The following is a 14,513-nucleotide window of genomic DNA, read 5'->3' on the forward strand; positions in this document are numbered from 1 at the left end:
TATCGATGAAGCGAGGAGGTAAATTATGAAGAGGTCTACCGCACGTCAGTTTTATCAGCACTATTTTTCAGCGACAAAGGGAGTGTCCTGGCTGGCCCGCCAGTGCGCAGAGCAGCGGCTGAGAATACTGGAAGATCTGATGCAGTGGGACGTTACGAAACCGACCTCTTCTCGCTAACTCGCCTCGATCATGTGTGACTGAGTATTGGTGCTAAACACCCGCCAGCAAAATGTTTTTGCTGGCTTTTTTCGTTTACTATTTCACCCAATTTCGATTCGCTTTCATAAGGACTTGCGCATGCTCTGGTTGATGACGATGGGGCGACGCCTGAACGGCGTGTACGCCGCTTTTATGCTGGTGGCCTTCATGATGGGCGTGGCCGGTGCGCTACAGGCGCCGACGCTGAGCCTGTTTCTCAGCCGTGAGGTTGGGGCGCAGCCATTTTGGGTAGGCCTGTTCTACACCGTCAACGCCATTGCCGGGATCCTCGTCAGCCTGTGGCTGGCGAAACGATCCGACAGCCAGGGCGATCGCCGCAAGCTGATCCTCTTTTGTTGCGCCATGGCCGTGGGCAACGCGTTGCTGTTTGCCTTTAATCGTCACTACCTGACGCTTATCACCTGTGGCGTGCTGTTGGCCTCTCTGGCGAACACCGCCATGCCGCAGCTCTTCGCTCTGGCCCGGGAGTACGCCGACAACTCGGCGCGGGAAGTGGTGATGTTCAGCTCGGTGATGCGTGCGCAGCTCTCTCTCGCATGGGTCATCGGCCCCCCGCTGGCGTTCATGCTGGCGCTGAACTACGGTTTCACCGTCATGTTCACCATCGCCGCGGGAATTTTTGCCATCAGCCTGGCGCTGATAGCCTTTGTGCTGCCATCGGTGGCGCGCGTAGAGCAGGTGACGGACAAGCCCATCACCCAGGTAAGCGGCTGGCAGGATAAAAACGTCCGCATGTTGTTTATCGCCTCCACGCTGATGTGGACCTGCAACACCATGTACATTATCGATATGCCGCTGTGGATCAGCAGCGATCTGGGACTGCCCGACAAGCTCGCGGGGATCCTGATGGGCACCGCTGCCGGGCTGGAGATCCCGGCGATGATTCTGGCGGGTTACTACGTAAAACGTTTCGGAAAGCGTCGGATGATGGTCGTCGCCGTGGCGGCTGGGATGGTGTTCTACGCGGGGTTAATCCTTTTCCATTCGCGGGAAGCTTTGCTGGCGTTACAGCTATTTAACGCGGTATTTATCGGAATCGTTGCCGGGATCGGCATGCTCTGGTTCCAGGATTTAATGCCGGGGCGAGCAGGCTCCGCGACCACGCTGTTTACAAACAGTATCTCTACCGGCGTGATTCTGGCAGGGGTAATTCAGGGGGCGCTGTCGCAAAGCTATGGACATGCATCCGTGTACTGGGTGATCGCAGCGATTTCGGTCATCACGCTTGTGTTAACGTGCCGGGTTAAAGACGTTTGATTCTGGAAGGCGGCTTCACGAAATGAAACGATTTTCTGACAGGAGCAGAGAAGGCGCATAGAGTGCGTGACGGGTGCTTGAGGCTGTTTGCCTCAGGCTTTCGCAAGAGGCAAACAGTGGAGAGTCCCACATCAAAAAAATGATGGGGAGACCAACTTCACAACCAACATTGCGAGGTTAGTCTCTTCATTGCCGAAAAGCAATAAGGAGGCTGGAATGCCAAAACGTACTCTGCTGTTAGGTTTGTTTCTGATCTGTACGACGTTGTTGATCTTCACCTGGATGGTGCGTGACTCGCTGTGTGAGCTGCACTTCAGACAGGAGAAAACAGAGCTGGCGGCAGTGTTGGCTTACGAAGCAAAACGTTAGCGGTATTGGCGGGGAAAGTTTCCCCGCCTCTCCAGAGTGGTTACGCCTCAACGCACCCTTATCAATGGCCCGCGCCCTGCGGGCCATTGCCTTTAGCCCATAAACGCAGGCTGTTTTTTCTCGTAGGCGGAGATAGCCTCTTCGTGTTGCAGCGTCAGGCCAATGCTATCCAGACCGTTCAGCATGCAGTGGCGACGGAACGCATCAATGCTAAAGCTGTAGGTCTTGTCACCGGCTTTCACCACTTCTGCTTCCAGATCCACTTCAAACGACATCCCCGGATTTGCCTGCACCAGCGCAAACAGTTCATCGACCTGTTCGTCACTCAGCGTCACCGGCAGCAGCTGGTTGTTGAAGCTGTTGCCGTAGAAGATATCCGCGAAGCTTGGGGCGATAACCACTTTAAAACCGTAGTCGGTCAATGCCCATGGCGCGTGTTCACGCGACGATCCGCAGCCAAAGTTTTCCCGCGCCAGCAGAATGGAGGCGCCTTTGTATTGCGGAAAGTTCAGGACGAACTCCGGGTTCGGCACTTCGCCTTTATCGTCGAGGAAGCGCCAGTCGTTGAACAGATGCGCCCCAAAACCCGTGCGCGTCACTTTCTGCAAAAACTGTTTAGGAATGATCGCGTCAGTATCGACGTTAGCGGCGTCCAGCGGGACAACACGGCCCGTATGTTGGGTAAATTTCTCTGCCATGATTGTCTCCTTATTTCAGGCTGCGAATATCGGCGAAATGACCGGTGACTGCCGCAGCGGCGGCCATTGCCGGGCTGACCAGGTGGGTGCGCCCACCGCGGCCCTGACGGCCTTCAAAGTTACGGTTGCTGGTGGAGGCACAGCGCTCGCCCGGATTCAGGCGGTCGTTGTTCATCGCCAGACACATGGAGCAGCCGGGCAGGCGCCACTCGAAGCCTGCTTCGATAAAGATCTTATCCAGACCTTCCGCTTCCGCCTGGGCTTTCACCGGACCGGAGCCCGGCACAACCAGCGCCTGCACGCCCGGTGCCACTTTGCGGCCTTTTGCAATTTCTGCCGCAGCGCGTAAATCTTCGATACGGGAGTTAGTGCAGGAGCCGATGAACACTTTATCAATGCTCACGTCGGTCAGCGGTACGCCGGGTTTCAACCCCATGTAAGCCAGCGCCTTTTCCGCACTCGCGCGCTCGACCGGATCGGCGAAGGAAGCCGGGTCAGGAATGCTGTCGTTGACGGAAATGACCTGGCCCGGGTTGGTGCCCCAGGTGACTTGCGGGGCGATCTCTTCCGCCTGCAACGTCACAACGGTATCAAAAATTGCCCCCTCGTCCGTTTTCAGGGTTTTCCAGTACGCTACCGCGTCGTCAAAATTCTGTCCTTTCGGCGCATGAAGACGCCCCTTCACATAGTTGAAGGTGGTGTCGTCTGGGGCCACCAGGCCTGCTTTGGCACCCATCTCAATGGCCATGTTGCACAGGGTCATACGACCTTCCATGCTCAGCGCCTGGATAGCGTCGCCGCAGAACTCAACGACGTGACCGGTACCGCCTGCACTACCGGTTTTGCCGATAATCGCCAGCACGATATCTTTCGCGGTGATACCCGGCGCGGCTTTCCCCTTCACTTCAATCTTCATGGTTTTGGCGCGGCCCTGCTTCAGGGTCTGCGTCGCCAGAACGTGTTCCACTTCAGAGGTGCCAATCCCGAACGCCAGGGCGCCAAATGCGCCGTGCGTCGCGGTGTGGGAGTCGCCGCAGACAATGGTCATGCCCGGCAGAGTAATACCCTGTTCAGGCCCCATTACGTGGACGATGCCCTGATAGGGGTGGTTCAGATCGTACAGCTCCACGCCAAACTCGTTACAGTTCTTAATCAACTCCTGCATCTGGATACGCGCCATCTCGCCAGATGCATTAATGTCTTTGGTCTGGGTGGAAACGTTGTGATCCATCGTGGCAAAGGTTTTACCCGGCTGACGCACCGGGCGCTTGTGCGCACGCAGGCCGTCAAATGCCTGAGGAGACGTCACTTCGTGTACCAGATGACGGTCGATGTACAACAGTGGGGTTTCGTCTGGCGTCTCGTAAACAACGTGCGCATCAAACAACTTCTCATATAACGTCTTAGCCATGATTACACCCCTTCAGCGACATAGCGGGCAATGATGTCGCCCATTTCATCGGTACTGACTGCCGCCGTGCCGCGTGCTAAATCACCGGTACGGACGCCTTCTTCTAACGCCCGGTTAATGGCGTTTTCAATTGCGGTTGCTGCATCGCCTGCATCCAGGCTGTAGCGCAGCAGCAGAGCCAGGGAGAGGATCTGCGCAATCGGGTTGGCGATGTTTTTGCCTGCGATATCCGGCGCGGAGCCCCCCGCCGGTTCGTACAGGCCAAAGCCTTCTTCGTTCAGGCTGGCCGAGGGCAGCATGCCCATGGAGCCAGTGATCATGGCGCATTCATCCGAGAGAATATCGCCGAACAGGTTGGAGCACAGCAGCACGTCAAACTGAGACGGATCTTTGATCAGCTGCATCGTTGCGTTGTCGATATACATATGCGACAGCGCAACGTCCGGGTACTGCTTAGCGACTTCACTGACGATTTCGCGCCACAAAATGGAAGACTGGAGCACGTTCGCTTTATCAATAGAGGTCACTTTACGGCGGCGTTTGCGCGCTGACTCAAACGCGATATGGGCGATACGTTCAATTTCAAAACGGTGATAGACCTCGGTATCAAACGCTTTCTCATGCTGACCGCTGCCTTCGCGACCTTTTGGCTGACCGAAGTAGATGCCGCCGGTCAGCTCACGCACGCAGAGAATGTCGAAACCGTTGGCCGCGATATCCGCGCGCAGCGGGCAAAACTCTTCCAGCCCCGGGTACAGCTTCGCCGGACGCAGGTTGCTGAACAGTTTGAAATGTTTACGCAGCGGCAGCAGCGCACCGCGCTCCGGCTGCTCTGCTGGCGGCAAATGTTCCCACTTAGGGCCGCCCACGGAGCCAAACAGCACGGCATCGGCATTTTCACAGCCTTCCACAGTGGCTTTCGGCAATGGCGTACCGTGGTTATCAATCGCAATACCGCCCACATCGTAGTGGCTGGTGGTAATTTTCATCGCAAAACGCGAACGAACGGCTTCCAGTACTTTCAGCGCCTGTGCCATCACTTCCGGGCCAATACCGTCACCCGGCAACACAGCAATATGGTAATTCTTCGACATCACACGGTTTCCTTGTTGTTCTCTTTATTCTGAGCTTTGCGTTGCAACTCTTTTTCGACTTCGGCGGCGCGCCAGATGTTGTTCAGGACATGCACCATCGCTTTCGCGGAGGATTCGACGATATCTGTCGCCAGACCCACACCGTGGAAGCGGCGACCGTTATAATTGACGACGATATCCACCTGACCCAGGGCGTCTTTACCGTGCCCTTTAGCCGTCAGGTCGTATTTCACCAGCTCTACGTCGTACTCAGTGACGCGGTTAATCGCCTGGTAAATGGCATCCACAGGGCCGTTGCCGTTGGCGGCTTCCGCTTTAATTTCATCCCCGCAGGCCAGCTTAACGGAGGCGGTGGCGATGTCGCTTGAGCCGGACTGGACGTTGAAGTAGTCCAGACGGAAGTGCTCTGGCTCTTCCTGCTGTTTGTTGATGAATGCCAGCGCTTCCAGATCGTAATCGAACACCTGGCCCTTCTTGTCCGCCAGCTTCAGGAAGGCGTCGTACAGCTGATCCATGTTGTAATCGCTGTCCTTGTAGCCCATCTCTTCCATACGGTGCTTCACTGCCGCGCGACCAGAGCGTGAGGTCAGGTTCAACTGAACCTGGTTCAGACCGATGGATTCCGGAGTCATGATTTCGTAGTTTTCACGGTTCTTCAGCACCCCATCCTGGTGGATACCGGAAGAGTGAGCGAACGCGCCCGTACCGACAATCGCTTTGTTGGCCGGGATCGGCATGTTGCAAATCTGGCTGACGGTCTGGCTGGTGCGCCAGATTTCGTTGTGATTGATGCGTGTGTGCACGTCCATGATGTCTTTGCGCACTTTGATCGCCATGATCACTTCTTCCAGCGAACAGTTGCCTGCGCGTTCGCCGATGCCGTTCATCGCGCCTTCTACCTGACGCGCGCCGGCGTGCACCGCCGCGATAGCATTGCCAACGGCCAGACCCAGGTCATCGTGGGTGTGTACAGAGATAATGGCTTTATCAATATTTGGTACGCGGTCATACAGACCGGTAATGATGTTGGCAAACTCAAACGGCATGGTGTAGCCGACGGTATCCGGGATGTTGATGGTTCTGGCTCCGGCATTAATAGCGGCTTCCACAACACGGGCCAAATCGTCAATCGGCGTGCGGCCTGCATCTTCACAGGAAAATTCCACGTCGTCAGTGTAGTTACGCGCCCGTTTAACCATATACACCGCACGTTCGATCACTTCATCCAGCGTGCTGCGCAACTTGGTTGCAATGTGCATGGGGGAGGTGGCAATAAAAGTATGGATACGGAAAGCTTCTGCAACTTTCAGGGATTCCGCGGCCACATCGATATCTTTCTCAACGCAGCGAGCCAGAGCGCACACGCGGCTGTTTTTGATGGTGCGGGCGATGGTCTGCACTGACTCAAAATCACCCGGCGAGGAGACAGGAAAACCGACCTCCATTACGTCTACACCCATGCGTTCCAGGGCCAGCGCAATTTGCAGTTTTTCTTTAACACTCAGGCTCGCCTGTAATGCCTGTTCACCGTCACGTAAAGTAGTATCGAAAATAACGACTTGCTGGCTCATGGGTTAGGTCCTTGTCAGTCTTAGGGCGCCTTGCTACGAGCATAAAAAAACCCGCGCAGTGGCGCGGGTTTTTAGTTTTACTGAAGACGATTCAACGCTGAATTTCGCCCGCCAGTCTACCGCGCACAGTGGATGCGTTTAGTAGTAGTAGACCGGTGAAACGAAGGGTGCGAATCATGAATCCTGCTCCAGGTGAATGCGATATGCTTTTAGTGGTACTGGATACGCCGACTCATGTCAACCCCTCCCAGACAAAACCAGGACCCAACGCAGGGAGAATACATTAGCTAATTGTGCTGGTTTTTGCGTGGCTAACCGATTTTATTGTCTATTATTGGACTGGGGATTCATCTCTGGAATAATTTGAATATAATTGGTAGCAATTGAACATACTATTTTCACCAACATGCTATGAAATGGAATGTGTTTCATATCATTGATTTATAGACTTCATGAATGATTTACGGGTAAGTAAGTTATCAAAATTGATATCAATTTGTTAATGAATATGCGTTGTATACTATTAATGGTTTAATAACGCTTAAGTCATTATTAATGAGAGCGTTGATTGTGTATTTGTCTGGTTTATGGTTTCATGCTCACAATAAAGTTTGAGATATCTTTTGAACGATTTTTAACTCTTCATTTATGGGGTGCGTAAAGCCGCTCGGTGAATGGGGCTCTTTATATATTCCGAATTTTAAATAATTTCCTTTCGCTTGTTGTATATGCATGGTAAATCATATTTTTCGAAGTTATTACTGTACCTGGGCAAAGGGAATTTAGCGTGACGGTGGAGTCAGAAATGCCAGAAAATAATATTAACCAACCACAGACTTATGATGGGGTTAAGCCTCAGTTACGCACAGTGGATCTTAACTTGTTAACTGTATTCGATGCAGTGATGCAGGAGCAGAATATTACGCGAGCAGCGCAATCTCTGGGAATGTCTCAGCCTGCCGTGAGTAATGCCGTAGCCAGACTTAAGGTGATGTTTAACGACGAGTTATTCGTTCGTTATGGGAGGGGCATTCAGCCCACAGCGCGTGCATTCCAGCTATTCGGTTCGATTCGTCAGGCGCTTCAGCTGGTTCAAAATGAACTTCCCGGTTCGGGCTTTGAACCCTTAAGCAGTGAGCGGGTTTTCCATCTCTGTGTTTGCAGTCCGTTAGATAATTATTTGACGTCTGTTATATATAATAAAGTTGAACAGATCGCCCCAAATATTCATCTCGTTTTTAAATCATCATTAAATCAAAACACTGAACACCAGCTTCGTTATCAGGAAACAGAGTTTGTTCTGGGATACGAAGAGTTCCGCCGTCCAGAGTTTGCCTGTGTTCCGTTGTTCAAAGACGAAATGGTGTTAGTCGCCAGTAAAAAACATCCTCGTATGAATTCGCCGCTGCGTGAAAGCGATGTTTACAGTGAGCAACACGCCGTTGTTGCTCTTGACAGATATGCCTCATTCAGTCAGCCGTGGTATGACACCGCCGATAAACAAGCCAGCGTGGCTTATCAGGGAATGGCCATGGTCAGTGTATTAAATGTCGTTTCTCAGACGCAGTTAGTCGCTATTGCGCCGCGCTGGCTTGCTGAAGAGTTCTCCGATTCACTGAATCTGCAAATTTTACCTCTGCCGCTCAAGCTTAATAGCCGTACCTGTTATCTTTCCTGGCATGAGGCTGCGGGTCGGGATAAAGGGCATCAGTGGATGGAAGAGCTGCTGATCAATATTTGCCGTCGCTAGGTTCTGGTGAATAAACCGCATGGCATCATGCGGTTTATTCTGCGGTTTTTAAAACTGGCGATATTATGTTCTGTGTTCATTTTTTCAGTTACTTATGCATGCTCAAAAATAGATGATTTCCTGATCCATCCTCTTTTTAAGAGATGAATTATTATTGTCTCCACTCATACCAGACGAATTCACCATATTCATGTCTGTCAGCTGTTTTTTCTGCTTTTATTGCTCATTCCCGCATCCCGTTTGCTAATTGCCTGCCTCATAACGAGCGGTTAAGGTATCCATCACTCTGCACATTATAAGATGGGTTTACCCTGTCAGAAGACGGCGCGGAAATGAATTCTGTAGACCGTCTATAACAAAAGCCTGGAGGCAAAGCATGGAGATGTTGTCTGGCGCGGAAATGGTCGTCCGATCGCTTATCGATCAGGGCGTGAAACAAGTGTTCGGCTATCCCGGAGGCGCGGTTCTCGATATTTACGACGCGCTGCACACGGTAGGCGGTATTGATCATGTTTTGGTTCGTCATGAACAGGCTGCTGTGCATATGGCTGACGGCCTGGCCCGCGCCACGGGCGAAGTGGGTGTTGTGCTGGTCACTTCCGGGCCGGGGGCGACCAATGCCATTACCGGCATAGCGACTGCGTATATGGACTCTATTCCACTGGTCATTCTTTCCGGACAGGTGGCGACGTCGCTGATTGGCTATGATGCGTTTCAGGAGTGCGACATGGTGGGGATCTCACGCCCCGTGGTGAAGCACAGCTTTCTGGTTAAACAAACTGAAGATATCCCGGGCGTACTGAAAAAAGCCTTCTGGCTGGCCGCCAGCGGTCGTCCTGGGCCAGTGGTTGTCGATCTGCCAAAAGATATTCTCAATCCGGGGAATAAACTGCCTTACCTTTGGCCTGAGTCGGTGAGCATGCGTTCGTATAATCCGACCACGCAAGGGCACAAAGGACAGATTAAACGTGCGCTGCAAACGCTGCTGTCTGCGAAAAAACCGGTGGTCTATGTGGGGGGCGGCGCCGTCAATGCAGCCTGCGAAACGCAACTACGCGAACTGATCGAGAAGCTCAATCTTCCTGTTGCGTCATCACTGATGGGGCTGGGGGCATTCCCTGCCACGCATCGGCAGGCGCTGGGCATGCTGGGTATGCACGGCACCTACGAAGCCAATATGACGATGCACAATTCTGACGTGATTTTCGCCGTCGGTGTGCGTTTTGACGATCGCACCACGAACAACCTGGCGAAATACTGCCCGAATGCGACGGTGCTGCACATTGATATCGATCCTACTTCTATCTCTAAAACGGTGCCGGCGGATGTGCCGATCGTGGGAGACGCACGACAGGTGCTGGATCAAATGTTGGATCTGCTGGCGCAGGAGACCGCCTCTCAACCGCTGGACGAGATCCGCGACTGGTGGCAACAAATCGAGCAATGGCGTGGCCGTCAGTGCCTTAAATACGACACGCAAAGTGAGAACATCAAACCGCAGGCGGTGATCGAGACGATCTGGCGTCTGACTAATGGCGATGCGTATGTCACTTCTGACGTGGGCCAGCATCAGATGTTTGCTGCGCTGTATTACCCGTTTGATAAACCGCGTCGCTGGATCAACTCAGGCGGGCTCGGCACGATGGGCTTTGGTTTGCCCGCCGCGCTGGGGGTAAAGCTGGCGTTGCCAAACGAAACGGTTATTTGCGTAACGGGTGACGGCAGTATACAGATGAATATTCAGGAACTTTCCACTGCGCTGCAATATGAACTGCCAGTGCTGGTGCTGAACCTGAATAACGGTTACCTCGGCATGGTAAAACAGTGGCAGGATATGATTTATTCGGGCCGTCACTCTCAGTCCTATATGAAATCACTTCCGGACTTTGTCCGTCTGGCTGAAGCCTATGGTCATATTGGCATGCGGGTAACCGATCCGTCAGAGCTGGAAGCGAAGCTCGGCGAAGCGCTTGAGCACGTTAAAAACAATCGCCTCGTCTTCATGGACGTTATCGTCGATGGCACAGAGCACGTTTATCCGATGCATATTCGTGGCGGTGGTATGGATGAAATGTGGTTAAGCAAAACGGAGAGAACCTGATATGCGCCGGATATTATCTGTATTACTGGAAAATGAGTCGGGCGCACTGTCGCGGGTTATTGGGCTTTTTGCCCAGCGCGGCTATAACATTGAAAGCCTGACCGTGGCACCGACCGATGATCCTACGCTCTCGCGCATGACGATCCAGACTGTCGGCGATGCGAAAGTGCTTGAGCAGATCGAAAAGCAATTACACAAGCTGGTTGACGTACTGCGCGTCAGCGAGCTGGGGCAGGGGGCTTACGTCGAGCGTGAAGTGATGCTGGTGAAAATTCAGGCCAGCGGTTACGGCCGTGAAGAGGTCAAGCGCAACACGGATATTTTCCGTGGGCAGATTATTGACGTCACGCCTTCTATATATACTGTCCAGCTTGCCGGAACGAGCGATAAGCTGGACGCTTTCCTGGCCTCTGTCAGGGATGTGGCAAAAATTGTTGAAGTTGCGCGCTCTGGCGTTGTTGGCCTCTCGCGCGGCGATAAAATCATGCGTGAGTAGCGCAATAGGTTCGCCTCTTTCAGCCCGGTAGCCAAAGCCGGGCTTTTTTTTGCGTAATCCGCCGACAACGCAGACAAAAGCGGTTGCCGTGAAGGCTATTCTGCGTTTAGATGTTAAAATATTTAACCATAACCTTGACAGGGCCATGGACTCTTTTCTTTTTTTGAGGGGCAATTGTGAAACTGGATGAAATCGCCCGGCTCGCCGGCGTGTCGAGAACCACGGCCAGCTATGTGATTAACGGTAAAGCAAAGCAGTATCGTGTCAGCGATAAGACCGTTGAGAAAGTGATGGCAGTCGTTCGTGAGCATAATTACCATCCGAATGCTGTCGCCGCAGGTTTACGTGCCGGGCGCACCCGCTCTATTGGCCTGGTGATCCCGGACCTGGAAAACACCAGCTATACCCGCATCGCCAACTATCTGGAACGTCAGGCTCGTCAGCGGGGCTATCAGCTGTTGATTGCCTGCTCCGAGGATCAGCCCGACAACGAGATGCGCTGCATTGAGCATCTGCTGCAACGTCAGGTTGATGCCATCATCGTGTCGACCTCTTTACCACCCGAGCATCCGTTCTATCAGCGCTGGGCGAACGATCCGTTCCCGATAGTGGCGCTGGATCGTGCGCTCGATCGTGAACATTTCACCAGCGTCGTGGGTGCCGATCAGGACGATGCAGAAATGCTGGCTGCCGAGCTGCGTACCTTCCCGGCTGAAACGGTGCTCTATCTTGGCGCTTTGCCTGAACTTTCGGTAAGCTTCCTGCGTGAACAAGGGTTCCGTACGGCATGGAAAGACGATCCGCGTGACGTTCATTATCTCTATGCCAACAGTTATGAGCGCGAAGCGGCTGCCCAGCTGTTCGAGAAATGGCTGGAAACGCACCCGATGCCGCAGGCGTTGTTTACCACCTCGTTTGCTCTGTTGCAGGGAGTGATGGACGTGACGTTACGTCGCGATGGCAAGCTGCCATCCGATCTGGCGATTGCTACCTTCGGTGATAACGAACTGCTCGACTTCCTGCAATGCCCAGTGCTGGCCGTGGCTCAGCGTCACCGCGACGTCGCCGAGCGCGTGCTGGAGATTGTTCTGGCAAGCCTGGATGAACCCCGCAAGCCGAAACCCGGGCTTACGCGTATCAAACGTAATCTCTATCGGCGTGGAATTTTGAGCCGCCATTAATATTTCCACAGGGGCGGTATAACTGCCCCCTTTTGCGGCGAATTTATTGCGATAAATAATTCCCGGATAAAAATTAGGATTTATCTCTAAGATTCATAGCCTGCTATTTTTCTGAATCCATTTTGGTGTTAAAAAGCACAATTATAAATTTTTGACTGACATTTCTTTGTATTGTTTTGTTACAAACAGGCGCCAGCCGATGAATATTCAGCCATTTTTCACTCTCCCTCCAGGCCTCAATGCACACGAACGAATCCATATTGCCTCGGGATTAAACTGGTGCTGTTATCCCCCGGCGATATGCCTTAAAATGCTGCCCGCGTCGCAAACTGACACTTTATATTTCCCTGCGATGATATTGAGTGAGTCTTAACGCTCGTGTGCATATTCGGTTTTTTTCTTACAAATATTCATAACGTTAATTTTGCCTCGCCAGTTGTTTAGTTATTAGCCAGGTCACTCTTGCTCTGTAAATAGGATGCTTTCGGGTCCGTACAGAGAGAGTCCTGGCTTGACAAGCTTTTCCCTCGCTCCGTAAACTCCTTCAGGTGGGAATTTGTGGGTTAAAGTGGTGAGGAGGGGTGAGGCTGGCATGTTCCGTGGAGCAACGTTAGTCAATCTCGACAGCAAAGGGCGTTTATCGGTACCAACCCGATACCGTGACCAGCTGATTGAGAACGCTTCGGGTCAACTGGTTTGCACCATTGACATCAACTCCCCCTGCCTGCTGCTTTATCCTTTGCCTGAATGGGAAATCATTGAGCAAAAGCTGTCGCGACTGTCGAGCATGAACCCGCAGGAACGCCGCGTACAGCGGTTGTTATTGGGACATGCCAGTGAATGTCAGATGGATAGCGCCGGGCGATTATTGATTGCGCCTGTGTTGCGGCAACATGCCGGTCTGACTAAAGAAGTGATGCTGGTCGGGCAGTTCAACAAGTTTGAACTGTGGGACGAAACGACCTGGTATCAACAGGTCAAGGAAGATATCGACGCTGAGCAGTCTGATTCCGCAACATTATCGGAACGGCTGCAGGACTTGTCTCTATAAATATGATGGAAAATTATAAACATACAACGGTGCTGCTGGATGAGGCCGTTAACGGCCTGAATATTCGTCCAGATGGCATCTATATTGATGGCACTTTTGGTCGCGGTGGCCACTCGCGTTTGATCCTCTCTCAGCTTGGAGCGGAAGGGCGCCTGCTGGCAATTGACCGCGATCCGCAGGCGATTGCCGTTGCGCAAACCATCGATGACCCTCGCTTTTCCATCGTGCATGGACCTTTCTCTGCGCTTGCGGATTATGTCGCCGAGCGCGGCCTGACCGGCAAAATCGACGGGATCCTCCTCGATCTTGGCGTCTCTTCACCACAGCTTGATGATGCAGAACGCGGCTTCTCCTTTATGCGCGACGGTCCGCTGGATATGCGTATGGACCCCACCCGCGGCCAGTCTGCCGCCGAGTGGTTACAAACTGCTGACGAAGCGGATATTGCCTGGGTGATCAAAACCTTCGGCGAAGAACGCTTTGGCAAACGTATTGCGCGCGCCATCGTGGAGCGCAACCGCGTTGAGCCAATGACCCGTACCAAAGAGCTGGCAGAAGTCATCGCGGCGGCAACGCCAGTGAAGGACAAGCACAAACATCCTGCGACCCGTACCTTCCAGGCGGTTCGTATCTGGGTAAACAGTGAACTGGAGGAAATAGAGCTGGCGCTAAAAAGCTCGCTCGACGTGCTGGCCCCGGGTGGGCGGTTATCCATCATCAGCTTCCATTCGCTGGAAGATCGCATCGTTAAGCGCTTTATGCGTGAACAGAGCCGCGGTCCGCAGGTTCCAGCTGGGCTGCCGATGACGGAAGAACAACTCAGAAAGCTGGGAGGCCGTCAGTTGCGAGCATTAGGCAAGTTGATGCCGGGCGAAGAAGAGGTGGCAGAGAATCCACGTGCCCGTAGTTCAGTGCTGCGTATTGCAGAGAGGACGAACGCATGATCAGCAGAGTGACAGAGACCCTAAGCAAAGTTAAGGGATCGTTAGGAAGCAACGAGCGCCATGCCTTGCCTGGCGTGATCGGCGACGATCTTTTGCGGTTTGGGAAGCTGCCACTCTGCTTGTTCATTTGCATCATTGTGACGGCAGTCATGGTGGTAACCACCGCTCACCATACCCGTTTATTAACTGCGCAGCGCGAACAGATGGTACTGGAACGCGATGCGCTGGATATTGAATGGCGAAATCTGATCCTTGAAGAAAACGCGCTCGGCGATCACAGCCGGGTTGAACGGATCGCAACGGAAAAACTGCAATTACAGCATGTTGATCCTTCGCAGGAAAATATCGTAGTACAAAAATAAGGGAAAAC

The 14,513-nt window shown here is 53.0% G+C and carries 15 protein-coding genes; 10 read left to right on the top strand and 5 right to left on the bottom strand.

Going from position 1 to position 14,513, the window contains the following annotated elements; translation table 11 throughout:
* The first annotated feature begins 25 nt into the window (after window positions 1-25).
* The 3 genes from sgrT to ACOT0L_RS05230 all read left to right on the top strand — a co-directional run bounded on the left by sgrT (window position 26) and on the right by ACOT0L_RS05230 (window position 1,846).
* Window positions 26-178 carry a glucose uptake inhibitor SgrT gene (gene sgrT, locus ACOT0L_RS05220; RefSeq protein ID WP_003856388.1) on the top strand — a complete coding sequence of 51 codons (153 nt, stop codon included), beginning with the start codon at window positions 26-28 and terminating at the stop codon, window positions 176-178.
* Between the two features lie 120 nt (window positions 179-298).
* Window positions 299-1,477, top strand: coding sequence for a sugar efflux transporter (locus tag ACOT0L_RS05225; protein WP_126502819.1), 1,179 nt, complete (start codon window positions 299-301; stop codon window positions 1,475-1,477).
* A 216-nt stretch (window positions 1,478-1,693) separates the two neighbouring features.
* The gene (locus tag ACOT0L_RS05230; protein ID WP_010427008.1) at window positions 1,694-1,846 is read left to right on the top strand and encodes a Hok/Gef family protein; all 153 of its coding nucleotides are present in this window, start codon (window positions 1,694-1,696) and stop codon (window positions 1,844-1,846) included.
* Window positions 1,847-1,938: 92 nt separating this feature from the next.
* Here ACOT0L_RS05230 and leuD read toward each other — a convergent pair whose 3' ends face one another.
* From leuD to leuL, 5 genes are all read right to left on the bottom strand, one after another.
* A complete protein-coding gene (leuD, locus tag ACOT0L_RS05235) occupies window positions 1,939-2,544 on the bottom strand; it encodes a 3-isopropylmalate dehydratase small subunit (RefSeq protein ID WP_045622483.1) in 606 nt (201 codons plus the stop codon).
* Between the two features lie 10 nt (window positions 2,545-2,554).
* Entirely contained in the window at window positions 2,555-3,955 is a 1,401-nt protein-coding gene (gene leuC / locus ACOT0L_RS05240) for a 3-isopropylmalate dehydratase large subunit (protein ID WP_038415324.1), read from the bottom strand.
* Between the two features lie 2 nt (window positions 3,956-3,957).
* A complete protein-coding gene (gene leuB / locus ACOT0L_RS05245) occupies window positions 3,958-5,049 on the bottom strand; it encodes a 3-isopropylmalate dehydrogenase (RefSeq protein ID WP_022647034.1) in 1,092 nt (363 codons plus the stop codon).
* Window positions 5,049-6,620 (bottom strand): 2-isopropylmalate synthase, encoded by a 1,572-nt coding sequence (leuA, locus tag ACOT0L_RS05250; RefSeq protein ID WP_022647035.1) that lies wholly within the window; start codon window positions 6,618-6,620, stop codon window positions 5,049-5,051. Before leuA ends, leuB begins: the two co-directional genes overlap by 1 nt.
* A gap of 91 nt (window positions 6,621-6,711) precedes the next feature.
* Window positions 6,712-6,798 (bottom strand): leu operon leader peptide, encoded by an 87-nt coding sequence (gene leuL / locus ACOT0L_RS05255; RefSeq protein ID WP_057979999.1) that lies wholly within the window; start codon window positions 6,796-6,798, stop codon window positions 6,712-6,714.
* Between the two features lie 627 nt (window positions 6,799-7,425).
* Here leuL and leuO point away from each other — a divergent pair.
* The 7 genes from leuO to ftsL all read left to right on the top strand — a co-directional run bounded on the left by leuO (window position 7,426) and on the right by ftsL (window position 14,505).
* Window positions 7,426-8,370 (top strand): transcriptional regulator LeuO, encoded by a 945-nt coding sequence (gene leuO, locus ACOT0L_RS05260; protein ID WP_022647036.1) that lies wholly within the window; start codon window positions 7,426-7,428, stop codon window positions 8,368-8,370.
* Window positions 8,371-8,746: 376 nt separating this feature from the next.
* Window positions 8,747-10,471, top strand: a complete 1,725-nt coding sequence (gene ilvI / locus ACOT0L_RS05265; RefSeq protein ID WP_045308063.1) for an acetolactate synthase 3 large subunit — start codon at window positions 8,747-8,749, stop codon at window positions 10,469-10,471.
* Between the two features lies 1 nt (window position 10,472).
* Window positions 10,473-10,967 (top strand): acetolactate synthase small subunit, encoded by a 495-nt coding sequence (gene ilvN / locus ACOT0L_RS05270; protein WP_001252742.1) that lies wholly within the window; start codon window positions 10,473-10,475, stop codon window positions 10,965-10,967.
* Window positions 10,968-11,143: 176 nt separating this feature from the next.
* A complete protein-coding gene (cra, locus tag ACOT0L_RS05275) occupies window positions 11,144-12,148 on the top strand; it encodes a catabolite repressor/activator (protein ID WP_003856369.1) in 1,005 nt (334 codons plus the stop codon).
* Between the two features lie 592 nt (window positions 12,149-12,740).
* Window positions 12,741-13,199, top strand: coding sequence for a division/cell wall cluster transcriptional repressor MraZ (gene mraZ, locus ACOT0L_RS05280; protein WP_014830641.1), 459 nt, complete (start codon window positions 12,741-12,743; stop codon window positions 13,197-13,199).
* A 2-nt stretch (window positions 13,200-13,201) separates the two neighbouring features.
* Window positions 13,202-14,143 (top strand): 16S rRNA (cytosine(1402)-N(4))-methyltransferase RsmH, encoded by a 942-nt coding sequence (rsmH, locus tag ACOT0L_RS05285; RefSeq protein WP_003856366.1) that lies wholly within the window; start codon window positions 13,202-13,204, stop codon window positions 14,141-14,143.
* Window positions 14,140-14,505 (top strand): cell division protein FtsL, encoded by a 366-nt coding sequence (gene ftsL, locus ACOT0L_RS05290; protein ID WP_003856363.1) that lies wholly within the window; start codon window positions 14,140-14,142, stop codon window positions 14,503-14,505. The genes rsmH and ftsL overlap by 4 nt, the downstream gene beginning before the upstream one ends.
* Window positions 14,506-14,513 lie beyond the last annotated feature (8 nt).

Origin of the sequence: Enterobacter cloacae complex sp. XAL002, from assembly GCF_049236805.1 — a bacterium.
GTDB lineage: Bacteria > Pseudomonadota > Gammaproteobacteria > Enterobacterales > Enterobacteriaceae > Enterobacter > Enterobacter intestinihominis.